The organism is bacterium, from assembly GCA_024226335.1.
Taxonomy (GTDB): domain Bacteria; phylum Myxococcota_A; class UBA9160; order SZUA-336; family SZUA-336; genus JAAELY01.
In genome coordinates this window covers 64,285-77,191 of the sequence record JAAELY010000118.1, presented here as the reverse complement: position 1 = coordinate 77,191, position 12,907 = coordinate 64,285, and the positions used below count along the sequence as shown (strand labels likewise).

Genomic DNA, 12,907 nt, shown 5'->3' with positions numbered 1-12,907 from the left:
ACGTAAATTCGCTCCACAACGGCCTTTTTCGCTTTTCAGTGAGCTTCGAGCCAGCTTCCACCGCTGCCCAGATGAACCTCCAGCGGAACGCTGAGGTTCCCCACATTCTGCATCTTGTCGAGCACCAGGGCCCGCAGAATGGGCTCCTCAGCAGCACTTACTTCGAAAAGAAGTTCATCGTGGACCTGCAAAATCATGCGCGCACCGGGCACTGCACCGGCCCGCAGCGCCTGCCAGACGGCGATCATGGCTCTCTTTATGTAGTCGGCTGCGGTGCCCTGGATGACGGAATTGGTGGCCATGCGCTCGGCCGCCTGGCGCACGACACGATTCCTGGAGTGCAGGTCGGGTAGGTAACGCCTTCTACCATCAAGGGTTTCCGCAAATCCGCTTTGCTTGGCGCGAGCCACGGAGTCCTTCAAGAAGGCCTTCACGCCCGGATAGCGCTCGAAATAGGAATCGATGTGCTGTTTGGCCTCGGCCTGGGCGATGCGCAGAGTCCGGGCCAGCCCAAAAGAAGACTGCCCGTAAATGATCCCGAAATTGATCGCCTTGGTGCGCGAGCGCTGCTCGTCGCTGACGTCCTCGGGGGCGATCCCGAAGACCTGAGAGGCCGTTCGAACGTGGATATCCGCCCCCTCCCGAAACGCCTTCACCAGGGAATCATCCTGGGAAACGTGCGCCAGGATGCGCAACTCGATCTGACTGTAGTCGGCCGAGAGAAGGCGCAGCCCTTCGGCGGGAATGAAGGCCGCCCGGATCTCCTGCCCGGCTGGGGTGCGGATCGGGATGTTTTGCAGGTTCGGATTGGTCGAAGAGAGCCGACCAGTGGCGGCCACGGTCTGGTTGAAGGTGGTGTGGATGCGCCCGGTCTCCGGATGCACGTCTTTGGGCAAGGCATCCACATAGGTGCTCTTGAGCTTCGACATGCGGCGATAACTCAGGATCTCGGACGGCAGTTCGAAACCCTGGGAAGCCAGTTCCTCCAGCACCGATTCGTCGGTCGAAAAGCCGGTCTTGGTCTTCTTCGTGGGAGGCAGGGCCAGCTTCTCGAACAGGATCTTCTGCAGCTGTTTGGGAGAGCTGATCTTGAACTCCTCACCCGCTAACTGGTAGATCCGCGCCTCGAGCTGGCCCAGATCGCTTCCGAGCCGTGTCGATAGAACCGCGAGTCGATCTTCGTCGATGCGCACTCCCAAGCGTTCCATGTCCGCCAGTACGCGGATCAACGGAGATTCGATCTCCCGGAGCAGGCGCTGCTGGTCGCTGGACTCGAGTTGCTCCTCGATCTTCGCTTCCAGTTCGAGCGCGACCGCCGTGTGCGTACCCCAGAAGGCCGCCAGGTCTTCCAGAGAGAGCGAGTCGGCGGTCTGGCGCTTCGCGCCTTTGCCGAAGGCGACCTCTGCACTGGAGATCTCCAGGCCCAGATAGCTGCGGGTCAGCACCTCGGGCTTGCTCACCGGCTGGGAAGGATTGGCCACGTATGCGGCGACCGAGGTATCGAGCAATCGTCCCTCTATTTCGACTCCGCGCCGACTGAGCGCGACGGCCAGGCGCTTCAGATCGTGTCCCGACCAGCTGCGATCCGCTTCTGCGAAAACGGGTTTCAGGATCTCGAGCGCTGTTTCTTCCGGGATCTCGCGTGTTGCGATCAGCCAGGCGTGATCGCGGTCTTCCGCCACACACAGGGCGATCAGTTCGCCGCTCATTGCGCTTTCGGGTTCGAGCACGCAACTCGCAGCCAGAGACGGGTTTGAGTGCAAGCGCTCGACCAGCGCTCGCAATGCGGATGCGTCCCGGACGATCTCGGTCGTCGTTTCGAGCGCAGGTCCGGGGTCGCGGCTTTCGCCGAACTCGTCGAGCAGTCGCGTGAACTCGAGTTCTTTGAAGATCTGTACCAGCGATTCACGATCTGGCTCGCGAAGGGCGATCTGTTCCAGATCGAAGGGCACAGGCAGGTCTTCGCGCAGGCGCGACAGATCGCGCGACAGTCGCGCCATGTCGGCGCCTTGTTCCAGGGCTTCGCGCGCGCGCTTCTGTTTGATGTCAGCGACTCTGGCCAGCAACTCGTCGAGACTCCCGTACTCGTTGATCAGGTTCGCTGCGCCCTTTTCGCCGATACCCTTCACACCGGGAATATTGTCGGAGCTATCCCCCACGAGCGAGCGCAGGTCGAGCATCTTTTCGGGCGGGACGCCGAAACGAGCTTCGACTTCGGCGGGACCGAAGCGCTTCTCACGCATGGTATCGACGAGAGTCACTCGTTCATCCACGAGTTGCATCAGGTCCTTGTCGGTCGAGACGATCTCGACGTCGAGCTTCTCCTTGCGCGCGTGATGCACGAGAGTGGCGATCACGTCGTCCGCTTCCTCACCCTCGAACTCGAACGCTGCGATGCGATGCGCGTCGACCAGCCGACGTATGTTCGCAAACTGCGCAAGCAGGTCTTCGGGCGTCGATTCGCGCGTGGCTTTGTAGTCGGCGTACATCTCCTTGCGGCGCTTCGGCCCGGGTGCATCCCAGACCACGACGACAAACTCGGGCCGGGTTTCGCGCAGGACTTTCTGCAGCATGGTCTCGAAACCCAGCGTCGCGTTGGTTGGAACACCGGCCGCGTTCGTCAGCGGAGGAATCGCGTAGAAAGCCCGAAAGATGTTCGAACTCGCATCGATCAGGACCAGCTTGCGCGCCATCGTCAGATCATAGCCCCCTGGACGCAGCTGAACTGAAGCGAGCTACGAGCGCCGGGTCGCTGCGCAGCGCATCGAGATCTTCCCGCGACTTGATGGGAAAGAAGCGACCTTCGGCACCGTCCCTGGAAATGCCCAGAAACAGGGTTTCGACGTGCGCGGAGAGTTCATTGACCAGGCGTTCCATCTGCACCGCCTTGCGACCGTCGACCGACTTCTCCACATAGAACCAGGTGAGCGGATGATTGGCTTCCAGAAGATCGAGCGCGATCGTGAAGGTATTGGCCGACAGATAGGGCTGGCCGGTCGCGTCGAAGCCATCCGGGTAGCGAAAGCCCTCGACGACCTGCAACACACCATCGACATAGGCCGGTGCGCCACCGACATCTCCCGGCTCGGTCGGCGCAACCTCGGCGGTCAACTGCAACCCACTGTCGAGATGCGAACCGATCACGAGCGGATCGAGTTCCGCACCCAGATTGTCGATGTTCGATAGCGTCACCAGCTCGACGCCCCGACTGCGAAGCTGCCCGAGCAGACCCGAACGATTCATCGCGCCGGGAAAGTCACCGTGGCCTGGTGCGTAGAGCGAGACGTGAGAGTCGTCTCCGCGAAATACCTCCCCGTCCGGCGTGAGACGCAGCGCCACGTCCTGCACGAAAGGATGCACGTCGTCCCCGAGGCCGCGCTCCTCCAGGAACTCGAGTGTGCGCCGGTGCGTTGCGAAGCTGTTCATGATCAAGAAAGGGACCCGGCCACGAGCTTGGGCCTGCGCGAGTTTGATCTCGAGAAAACTCCGCCCTCCCAAGGCCTCGACGATGCCTTTCACATCTCCGCCAAAGCGCGTCGCCATGCCCCCATTGAGCGCGGCGCAGGCCACCTTTCCGGCTGAGATCGCGGCGCTGCCGAGTTCGGTCAGGCGGCTTCGTTCGTCTGGAGCAATCGCATCCAGTGGGGACACGGCCGCGGCATCAGCCAGTCGCATCTCGCCGCGGACCTGATTGCTGGCGAAAGAAAGCCGCCCCGCGGCGATATCTTGGGTCCAGGACTCGATGCGCTCGCGATCCAACTCCAGACCGGGCAGGTCCTGGACCTGTTTGCGGAAATCCGCCTCGATCTCCTCCCAGTCGAACTCCATGCACCTCTCCCCTCTCCCGGCAGGACAATACTCTGACCGGCCTTGCGAGCTTGCTCAAGCCCGCGGATCATGACGGCATGCGCACAACGAACGAGGAAGACCTGGGCCGCTTCTTTCCACGCGTCACCATCATGGTGCTGGGCGGGATCGCATTGTTCCTGCTCACATCCGGGCTCTACGTCTTGCCGGTCCTTCTAGAACCGGCTCCACCGGGTGCGATCCCCGATTACCAGCGAGAACGCGTAGTTGCCCGCCTGGATGGCAAGGTCCCGTGGTTTCTGGCCGGATCGTTCCTTTCGATGGCGTTGTTCGCCGGACGCGGCTGGTTGCCCGGAACGCGTCGCAAGTGAGGCCGCTCCTCTATTTCGCTTATGGCTCGAATCTCGATGCGGATCAGATGGCTGAGCGCTGCCCGCGTTCCCGACCCCTGTTTCCCGCCCGACTGGACGACTATCGGCTCGGTTTCACTCATTACTCCAGGCGCTGGTCGGGCGCCGCCGCGGATATCGTCGAGCACCCCGGTGCACAGGTCTGGGGGATGGCCTACGAACTCACGCCCACAGACCTCGACCTGCTCGATCACTACGAGGCCGGGTACGACCGGATCACGCTCGACATCTTCAGCGCGGACGCAACGGCTCACGATGCCATCAGCTACACGGTGCGGGCGAAGCTGGACTCATTGGAACCCAGCGAGATCTACCTGAACAAGATGCTGAACTGGTCGGAGCGCTGGAACTTCCCAGAGGAATACCGGGCGCTCATGGCCTGCGCACGCGGACGGCGCTGAACTTCGTCAGGACCACTCAAGCGCAGCCGCGCCCCAGGTCAGACCGCCACCGAAGGCGATCAACAGAAGCTTGTCACCCCGCTCGAAGCGGTCTTCGCGATTGCACTCGTCGAGCAGGACGGGAATCGACGCAGCCGAGGTATTGCCGCATTTATTGACGTTGAGAGGCATACGCGCTTCCTCGACACCCAGTCGATCGGCCACGGCATCCAGGATCCGGCGGTTCGCCTGATGGGTAATCACGTGATCGACATCGTCGAGTTCCCAGCCTACTTGGGCCAGCGTGTCGCGCGCGACCTGCTCCATCGACTGCACGGCGACCTTGAATACCTGTTGCCCGTTCATGCGCACGTAGGGTTGGCGTTGCGCCAACATGTACTGAGAGGGCGGACGCCTCGAACCGCCACCGGGGATTTCGATCAGATCGGCGAACTGACCGTCGGATGCGAGTCGGGTCACGAGGATGCCACCGGCGTCCTCGGTCGCCTCGAGCACCACCGCACCTGCGGCATCGCCGAATAGGATGCAGACGCCGCGATCTTCGTAGTCCATGAAACGGGTCATCGCCTCGGCGCCTACGAGCAGCACCCGGCGATAGAGACCCGCCTTCATCAGGCTCGAAACAACCTCGAGGCCGTACACAAAACCCGAGCACGCGGCGTTCAGGTCAAATGACGGAATCGAGCGCCCGCGAAGTAGACTCCGATGGACCAGATTTGCCGTGGACGGCGTGAGAGTGTCGGGGGTCAGCGTCGCAACCACGATCAGATCGAGTTCTTCCGCTTCGATCTGGGCCATCTCCAGCGCGCCGTGAGCCGCGCGAATCGCCAGATCGCTCGTGGCTTCGTCGCTCGCGACCATGCGGCGCTCGGAGATGCCGGTCCGCGCCACGATCCACTCGTCGGAAGTTTCGACGAGCTTTTCGAGGTCGCGGTTTGTCAGACGGCGTTCGGGAAGCGCGGATCCGGTTCCCCGAATGACTATGTTCACGCGGCGTTCTCTGTACGCGCCTCGATGTAGCTGACGATGTCCTGAATCGTGCGGATGTTCTCCGCATCTTCGTCGGTAACCTCGATTCCGTACTCTTCCTCAATCGCCATCACCAATTCGACAACGTCGAGAGAATCGGCCCCCAGATCGTCGAGCAAATTCGCTTCTGGAACCAGCGCGTCCTTCTCAGCATCGAGCTGTTCAGCAACGATCTCGTTTACCCGTACCTCGAGCGCCTTCATTCTCTCCTCCCCTGGCCGTCGTCGCGGACGACCGTAATAACTAAATGACTCTGGGTCACTTTCTCGCGGTTAATGTCGTGGACCCTGGCGGATCTGTCAACGGGATTCGGCCGGGCCGGAGCGGCGCAGCAGGCCTCCTACGAGGAAATCGATCGCATCCTCGTAAACTTTGGCGATATCTCGTTCCCAGAGTTCGCGCCGCTCCGTGACCTCGTTGGTGCGAATCAGCGCGTTTGCGGTCGTCCAGAGGATATTGGCCATCTCCCAGGCGTCGCAGGGGTGAAAGTCGCCCTGCTCGATCCCCTGTTCGATCAAGCCCGTCAGAACCCGCAGCGAGCGGGTCCAGACCTGGGTAACGGCCTGCACCAGCGCCGGCGGCAGATCGCCGATCAGCCGCTGATTCTCCACGGCCCAGAAGATCTGGAAGTAGTCGCGATGGGTGCTGTAATGGTTGAAGTAGAAGGTCGCCAAGCGCCGGATCTGTTGCTCGGGCGTGAGTGTGGTGTCGATCGTCGCCAGGAGTCGCTCGTCGAAGACGTCCGCGTTGACGAGCAGCACTTCCACGTACAACTCGGCCTTGCTGTCGAAATAGCGGTAGATCGTGCCCTTCGCGATTCCGGCTCGACGAGCCACCTCGTCGAGGTTCGCCTTCTCGAAGCCCTGCTCGAAGAAGACTTCGCGCCCCGCATCGAGGATACGGCGGCGGCTGGCTTCTTTTCGGCTCGATTCCGGCACGATCGCTGCTGGCGCTCCCTAGACCGGATCGCTTCCGTCGTACTGCAGATTCTCGAACAGCGCAGTCGACAGGTAACGCTCGCCGAAGCTGGGCAGGATGGCGACGATCAGCTTGCCCTTGGCCTCGGGTCGAGCCGCGATCTGCAGGGCTCCGCAGACGGCGGCCCCGGACGATATACCGGAAAGCAGAGCCTCTTCCTTGGCCAGACGGCGAGCCATTTCGATCGCCTGGTCGCTGTTCACCTTGACGACCTCGTCGATCAGAGCCGTGTCGAGAATATTGGGAATGAAGCCGGCTCCGATGCCCTGGATCTTGTGCTTGCCCGGTCCACCGCCAGAGAGCACCGGGCTTTCCTCGGGCTCGACCGCGATCGCCTTGAAACTCGCCTTCTTCTCCTTGAGCAGCTGCGCGACACCCGTGATCGTTCCACCGGTGCCGACGCCCGAAACCAGGTAGTCGACCTCGCCGTCGGTGTCGTTCCAGATCTCGAGCGCGGTCGTTTCGCGGTGGACCTGGGGATTCGCGGGGTTGTTGAACTGCTGCGGAATGAAGCTGTTGTCGATCTTGGCCGCGAGTTCTTCGGCCGTCTTGATCGCTCCGGGCATGCCATCGGCCCCGGGCGTCAGCACGAGCTTGGCACCGTAGGCGCGCAACACCGCGCGCCGCTCACGCGACATCGTCTCGGGCATGGTCAGCACGAGGTCGTAGCCCTTAGCGGCTGCAACCATCGCGAGCGCGATGCCCGTGTTTCCAGAGGTCGGTTCGACCAGCGTCGTGCGACCCGGAGTGATATCGCCGTTTCGTTCGGCCACTTCGATCATTGCGAGGCCGATACGGTCCTTCACGCTATTCGCGGGATTGAACGCTTCGAGCTTGGCGACGATCGTCGCACCAACACCCTCGGTGACCCGATTGAGTCGCACAAGCGGTGTATTGCCGATGAGATTCGAGATGTTGTTTGCGATTCTCATGTTTCGTCTCCTATTTCGCCCAAGGACGGTAGAACGATGTTCGCGGTCCCCAGTCTCGCGTCTGGAGAGACTCGTATCACGGCTGCGGCGATATGGGCAACCAGTTCTCGGACGCCCGGACTTCGTTCCGGATGGGTCATGGGATCGATGCGGACGGTCACCGATCCCCGCTCATGTCCCGCCATCTTGACATAGAACGACTGTTTTCGGCCCGCCTCGATGACGAGTGCTTCCACGAGCACAGTGCGCCCCAGAGCGTCGATGAAGACATTCTCCGCTCTCAGCACATCTCCTCCCCGCCGGACGAGAATCGGTCGAAAAGACGCTGCAAAGGCCGCGAGGTCGACGGAGCCCTCGAGAACGGCGTGCGGCATTCAGGACCGTCCGGGCCGGGCTGCGAGCCGCACGGGCTCAAAGCTATGCCGGTGCGAGGGCGTGGGCCCATGCCGGGTGAGCGCACTCAAGTGTTCGGCGGTCCCGTAGCCGGAGTTGTGGGCGAAGCCGTAGTCGGGAAAACGCCGATCGAGTTCGCTCATATGGGCGTCGCGCCAGACCTTGGCGACGATCGAAGCGGCACAGATGCAGGCAATCCTGGTGTCTCCGCGGACGATCGGCTTTTGCGGGATGCTCACGCCTGGAATGCGCCGCGCATCGACCAGTGCGAAGTCTGCGGCAGGTGCCAGACCTTCGAGCGCGCGGCGCATCGCGAGCAGGCCGGCCTGGTAGATGTTCACCTCGTCGATCTCGCGGGGTTCAGCCAGGCCGATCGAAACCCCGAGCGCAAGCGAGCGGATCTCGCCATCGAGCCTCTCGCGCGCCGCTCTCGACAGCTTCTTCGAATCGTTGAGACCGAATAACTGGGCGTTTTCGGGCAGTACGACGGCCGCTGAAACGACCGGTCCCGCAAGCGGTCCCATACCGACCTCGTCGATCCCGGCGACCCGCGCGATCCCGAGGGCGTGCTGCTCGGCCTCCTCTGCAAATAGAACCCCGAGGCGCTGGAGCTCGCGGGCTTGTCGTTCGCTCCGTGCTTCGTGCCGGGCGGCCAGTTCCCTGGCCCCGGCCCGCCCGTCTTCGCGCAGAGCGTGCAGCACCGATGGATCCAGTTCCCCGTTTCCGAGCGCATAGCGACGACGCAGCTCTGCGAGCGATACACCCCCCAGTTTCACGCTCAGTCCTCTTGTGAGATCTCGAGTTTGTCTTCGATGCGCTTTACGCGCTTGAGCAGTTCGGGCAGCCGCTTGCGGGCAGCGGCCCAGCGCCCCCACAGACGACGCTCCATGTGCGGCGAGCCGAGTACCTGCGAGCCCGGCTCCAGATCGCCGCTCACCCCGGTCCCGGCCCCGACCAGGGAGAGGTCTCCGATGTGCAGATGACCAGCGGCGATCGCCGTGCCACCCATATAGACCCCGCGTCCGACCGATGTGCCTCCGGCGAGTCCGACCTTCGCACACAACACGCTCGAGTCGCCGATCTCGCAACCGTGGCCGATGTGAACCTGATTGTCGAGCTTGACTCCATTGCCCAGGCGCGTGGCCACGCTGTCGTGGCTGCGCCGCAGGTGACCGGGATGAGAAGCATCGATGGTCACGTTCGCGCCGATGTCACAATCATCGCCGATCAGAACCGGGCATGTGTGGGGTATGCGCGTATTGCGTCCCTGCGCATCGACTGCGAAACCGAATCCCTGCCCTCCGATCACGCTGCCGGATTGGATCGTCACGCGATCGCCGAGCCGAACTCCTTCGTGCACGTGCACGCCGGAATGCAGTTCGCAATCCGCTCCGGTTTGTACGTTCGGGTAGATCGTCACATGGGGGTGAATGCAGGTGCGATCGCCGATACGCGAACCCGCTGCGATCGATACCAGTGCTCCAATCGACACCTCCTTGCCCAGTTCCACGTTTTCGCCGATCGCCGCACTCGGGTGAACGCCCGGAACTGCGGGCACACGGGGATAGAAGAGCGCGGTCGCGCGTCCGAACTCCGCGTAGGGTGCGGTCGAACGCAGGCAGGGTCGCCCCATCGTGTCGAAATCGAGCGGTGCAAAGACCGCCCCCGCGCTCGAGGACTTGAACAAACGCTGATAGCGCGAACCGGTGACGAAACTCAGCTCGAACGGACCCGCTTCCTCGAGTCCGGCCAGGCCGTGGATCTCTTGCTCACCGTCGCCGTCAAACGGTAGCTTCAGGGCACTGGCGATCTCGCGAAGTAGCATTTCGTGGACCTCAGTTGCCCAGGAGCTTCCCGATCGGCGAGCGATAGAAAAGACCTAGCATGCGACGGATGCCACGCAGTCCCTTGGCGCTGTACGGATAGCCACCCGACGGGCCACCCGCGCGGAAACGCGGCGAAACGATCGTCTGCAGATTGCAGCAGCTCTTCAAACCGATCTCTCCGTTGACCCGACCGATGCCACTGTTCTTCACACCGCCGAATGGGCTCTCGGAAATCGCGTAGGTCACCATGCAATCGTCGATCGTCACGCCTCCCGATTCGATCGAATTGGCGATGCGCGTGGCCTTGTAGGTGTCGCGCGTCCAGACATTGGCTTGCAGGCCGTAGCTGGATTCGTTGGCCAGTTGCACCGCTTCATCTTCGTCTTTGACCACCTGGATGGGCATGCAGGGACCGAAGGTTTCCTCGCGCATGATCGCCATGCTGTGATCGACGTCGGTCAAAACGGTAGGCTCGTAGAAGTAGCCCTCGTAGGCGGGATTGCGTCGACCACCGGTCAGCACCTTTGCTCCCTTTGACACGGCGTCGGCGACGTGTCGCTCGATGATCTCGAGTTGTGGCGGGTAAGACAGTGCGCCGATATCAATCTCACCTTCGGATTCTGGCCCCTGGCGCAGTTCCTTCGTGAGCGCGACCACGCGATTCACAAATTCCCCAGCGATGGACTCGACCACATAGACTCGCTCGGTCGACATACAGACCTGACCACTATTGCTGAACGCCCCCCAGACAGCGCCCGCTGCGGCGCGCTCGAGGTCGGCATCCTCGCACACGATCATCGGATCTTTTCCCCCGAGTTCGAGTGTGCAAGGGATCAACTGACGTCCGCAGGACTCGGCGATCTCCCGACCCGTGCGCACCGATCCCGTGAAACAGATCTTGTCGCACCCGGCCTCGACCAGTGCCGCGCCCGTGCTGCCATCACCGGTCAGGACCTGCAGAACTCCGTCGGGTAGGCCCGCATCCCGGAAGATTTCGCCCAACACCAGACCGACAAAGGGCGTGACTTCACTGGGCTTGAGCACCACGCTGTTCCCGGCCATCAGCGCCTGTATGACCGGGTTCAACGAGAGGATGAACGGGAAATTCCAGGGTGTGATGATGCCGATCACTCCAATCGGTCGATACGAGAGCACCAGCTTCTTGTGCTTGAGCAGGTGGAGGGGCTTGCGCTCGTCCTCGAGCAGTCGTTTGCTGCGCTTGGCGTAGAAGGTCAGTGCATCACAGGCGGGCAGGATTTCGCCGCTCATGGCCTCGATTCGAGGTTTGCCGGTATCCGCGCAGATCGTGTCCACGACCTGATCGAGGCGCTCGAGCAGGAGTTCGCGTGCCTTCAAGAGAAAGCGGCCGCGTTCCCCGAATCCCCTGCGCGCCCAATCTTTCTGGGCCTCTCGAGCGCGTTCGACCGCCTCGCGAACATCCTGCTCGCCGGCCACCTCGATCGCGCCCAGACGTTCAAGGGTCGCCGGGTTGAAGACTTCCAGCTTTCGCCGGCCATGCAGGTCGCGCGGACCGTCCACGGTCTGAAGCAGCGCCACGAGATCCTCCCTCCAAAGCCCTCTTTCGGGGCTGTTCCTCTGGTCCGGGAATATACAGCCAGAGCGCTGTGGCGTCTTTCGCGTCGCCAGACCCCAGAACAATTTTGACGTCGGGTCGCACCTGAGTGTAAACAGAGCTTCCGTGCCCGAGCGCCCAAGCCCCTCCCAGATTCCCGCAGACGAGATCCCGGAGTTCGCTTCCGATCTGCTCGACCTGCGCGATAAACCGCCCGAACCGCTCGCACCGGCACCGCAGGCCCTGGGAGTGTGGGAACTCGCCTGGCCGACGATCCTCAGCTTCACGACCCAGACCCTGGTGCGCTGGGTCGACTTCATGATGGTCGGCTCCCTGGGTCCGGAGGCGCTCGCAGCAGTGGGGGTCGGCGGACAGTTCTTCTGGTTGGTTCAGTCACTGGGGGCTGCGATCCCCACCGGGATGGTGGCTCTGCTCGCCCGCGCAGTGGGCGCGCGCGATCGCCATCTGGCCGATGCGGCACTGCGTCAGGGAATCTGGCTGGCCGCTGTCGTGGGAGCGTTGACGATGGCCGTCATGCTTCCAACGTCGGCCTTCTGGATCAGCCTGTACGGAGTCGAAGCGAGAGTCGTCGGGTACGGGTCCGAATACCTGTATTGGCTGGTCTGGGGAACAATTCCTATGGCGGTGGGCTTCGTATTCGCCGCCGCGTTGCGCGCCGCCGGTGACTCGCGCACACCGCTGGTGATCGGCGTGGTGGCGAATGCGCTCAATGTGCTGTTGAACTGGTTGCTGATCTTTGGCAACTGGGGTTTCCCCGCGCTGGGTGTCAGCGGGGCGGCCATCGCGTCGAGCCTGGCCATGCTCGCGCAATTGCTGATCTTCGCCGTGTTGTGGCAATCCGGCAGGCTGCAGGTGAAACCCGGACCGGCGAGTTTTCGACCGGACCGTGAGGTAATTCGGCGTATGTTCCGCATCGGCTACCCGGCCGCGATCGAAGGCGGACTGTTCCAGGTCGGCTTGATGTTGTTCATGCGCCTGCTGGGACGCTACGGAACTGCAGCCATCGCGGCGTACAATGTGGGTGCGCAGATCCTCGCGCTGTCGTTCTTGCCCGGCATTGGCTTCGGAACCGCAGCAGCCACTCTGGTGGGCCAACACCTCGGCGAAGGCGATCCCGACAGTGCTGCACGCGCAGGCTGGCGTTCGTTGGCGGGCGCCGTCGTCTCGATGAGTTGTTTCGGCGCGATCGTCGTCTGGTCTGCCGAGCCGATCGCACGACAGTTTACCGACGACACGGAAGTCATATCTCTGACCGTGGAGTTCATCTGGCTGCTCGGCGCAGTCCAACCGCTGATGGCGGTCGAGTTCGCGCTCGGCGGCGCACTGCGCGGTGCCGGGGATACCCGTTTTCCGCTGCTCGCCATTTTCGTGGGCCTGTTCTGCTTTCGCCTGCTCCCCGGAAGCATCGCCGCACTCGTATTCGAGGCCCCGCTACTGCTGGTCTGGGGCATGCTCGTCTTCGACTACCTCATCAAGGCGATTCTGCTCGGCGCGCGCTTCTATCGCGGCACCTGGAAGCTGGTCGAGGTCTGAGACG

Annotated in this window: 13 protein-coding genes; 3 read left to right on the top strand and 10 right to left on the bottom strand. The window is 62.6% G+C overall.

All coding sequences use genetic code 11. The annotated features are described in order from the left end of the window. Window positions 1-35: 35 nt before the first annotated feature. Both polA and GY725_05200 read right to left on the bottom strand, forming a co-directional pair. Window positions 36-2,693 carry a DNA polymerase I gene (gene polA / locus GY725_05205; protein ID MCP4003573.1) on the bottom strand — a complete coding sequence of 886 codons (2,658 nt, stop codon included), beginning with the start codon at window positions 2,691-2,693 and terminating at the stop codon, window positions 36-38. 7 nt (window positions 2,694-2,700) lie between these two features. Beyond that, entirely contained in the window at window positions 2,701-3,828 is a 1,128-nt protein-coding gene (locus GY725_05200) for a hypothetical protein (GenBank protein ID MCP4003572.1), read from the bottom strand. A gap of 77 nt (window positions 3,829-3,905) precedes the next feature. On the opposite strand from GY725_05200, the gene GY725_05195 reads away from it, so the two are divergent. Beyond that, window positions 3,906-4,178 carry a hypothetical protein gene (locus GY725_05195; protein MCP4003571.1) on the top strand — a complete coding sequence of 91 codons (273 nt, stop codon included), beginning with the start codon at window positions 3,906-3,908 and terminating at the stop codon, window positions 4,176-4,178. After that, window positions 4,175-4,618 carry a gamma-glutamylcyclotransferase gene (locus GY725_05190; protein MCP4003570.1) on the top strand — a complete coding sequence of 148 codons (444 nt, stop codon included), beginning with the start codon at window positions 4,175-4,177 and terminating at the stop codon, window positions 4,616-4,618. Before GY725_05195 ends, GY725_05190 begins: the two co-directional genes overlap by 4 nt. Before the next feature lie 6 nt (window positions 4,619-4,624). On the opposite strand, the gene GY725_05185 is transcribed toward GY725_05190, so the two are convergent. The 8 genes from GY725_05185 to GY725_05150 all read right to left on the bottom strand — a co-directional run bounded on the left by GY725_05185 (window position 4,625) and on the right by GY725_05150 (window position 11,669). After that, on the bottom strand, window positions 4,625-5,608 hold the full coding sequence (locus tag GY725_05185; protein ID MCP4003569.1) for a ketoacyl-ACP synthase III: 984 nt from the start codon (window positions 5,606-5,608) through the stop codon (window positions 4,625-4,627). Then, complete coding sequence (gene acpP / locus GY725_05180) at window positions 5,605-5,850, bottom strand: acyl carrier protein (GenBank protein ID MCP4003568.1); 246 nt, start codon at window positions 5,848-5,850, stop codon at window positions 5,605-5,607. Before acpP ends, GY725_05185 begins: the two co-directional genes overlap by 4 nt. Window positions 5,851-5,946: 96 nt before the next feature. Next, window positions 5,947-6,585 carry a TetR/AcrR family transcriptional regulator gene (locus GY725_05175; GenBank protein ID MCP4003567.1) on the bottom strand — a complete coding sequence of 213 codons (639 nt, stop codon included), beginning with the start codon at window positions 6,583-6,585 and terminating at the stop codon, window positions 5,947-5,949. An 18-nt stretch (window positions 6,586-6,603) separates the two neighbouring features. After that, the gene (cysK, locus tag GY725_05170; protein MCP4003566.1) at window positions 6,604-7,557 is read right to left on the bottom strand and encodes a cysteine synthase A; all 954 of its coding nucleotides are present in this window, start codon (window positions 7,555-7,557) and stop codon (window positions 6,604-6,606) included. Continuing rightward, entirely contained in the window at window positions 7,554-7,844 is a 291-nt protein-coding gene (locus tag GY725_05165) for a hypothetical protein (protein MCP4003565.1), read from the bottom strand. The genes cysK and GY725_05165 overlap by 4 nt, the downstream gene beginning before the upstream one ends. Window positions 7,845-7,931: 87 nt before the next feature. Further along, window positions 7,932-8,663 (bottom strand): ribonuclease HII, encoded by a 732-nt coding sequence (locus GY725_05160; GenBank protein MCP4003564.1) that lies wholly within the window; start codon window positions 8,661-8,663, stop codon window positions 7,932-7,934. A gap of 65 nt (window positions 8,664-8,728) precedes the next feature. Then, entirely contained in the window at window positions 8,729-9,775 is a 1,047-nt protein-coding gene (gene lpxD / locus GY725_05155; protein ID MCP4003563.1) for a UDP-3-O-(3-hydroxymyristoyl)glucosamine N-acyltransferase, read from the bottom strand. A gap of 10 nt (window positions 9,776-9,785) precedes the next feature. After that, window positions 9,786-11,669 (bottom strand): aldehyde dehydrogenase family protein, encoded by a 1,884-nt coding sequence (locus GY725_05150; GenBank protein MCP4003562.1) that lies wholly within the window; start codon window positions 11,667-11,669, stop codon window positions 9,786-9,788. Between GY725_05150 and GY725_05145 the strand changes: the two genes are divergently transcribed. Then, window positions 11,599-12,903 carry an MATE family efflux transporter gene (locus tag GY725_05145; GenBank protein ID MCP4003561.1) on the top strand — a complete coding sequence of 435 codons (1,305 nt, stop codon included), beginning with the start codon at window positions 11,599-11,601 and terminating at the stop codon, window positions 12,901-12,903. The genes GY725_05150 and GY725_05145 overlap by 71 nt on opposite strands. Window positions 12,904-12,907: the final 4 nt, after the last annotated feature.

Coding starts and splice junctions, on each gene's coding strand:
- GY725_05150 (MCP4003562.1), bottom strand. CDS start 11,669: ATGAAGTCGACCCAGCGCACCAGGGTCTGGGTCGTGAAGCTGAGGATC.
- GY725_05195 (MCP4003571.1), top strand. CDS start 3,906: ATGCGCACAACGAACGAGGAAGACCTGGGCCGCTTCTTTCCACGCGTC.
- lpxD (MCP4003563.1), bottom strand. CDS start 9,775: ATGCTACTTCGCGAGATCGCCAGTGCCCTGAAGCTACCGTTTGACGGC.
- polA (MCP4003573.1), bottom strand. CDS start 2,693: ATGGCGCGCAAGCTGGTCCTGATCGATGCGAGTTCGAACATCTTTCGG.
- cysK (MCP4003566.1), bottom strand. CDS start 7,557: ATGAGAATCGCAAACAACATCTCGAATCTCATCGGCAATACACCGCTT.
- GY725_05200 (MCP4003572.1), bottom strand. CDS start 3,828: ATGGAGTTCGACTGGGAGGAGATCGAGGCGGATTTCCGCAAACAGGTC.
- acpP (MCP4003568.1), bottom strand. CDS start 5,850: ATGAAGGCGCTCGAGGTACGGGTAAACGAGATCGTTGCTGAACAGCTC.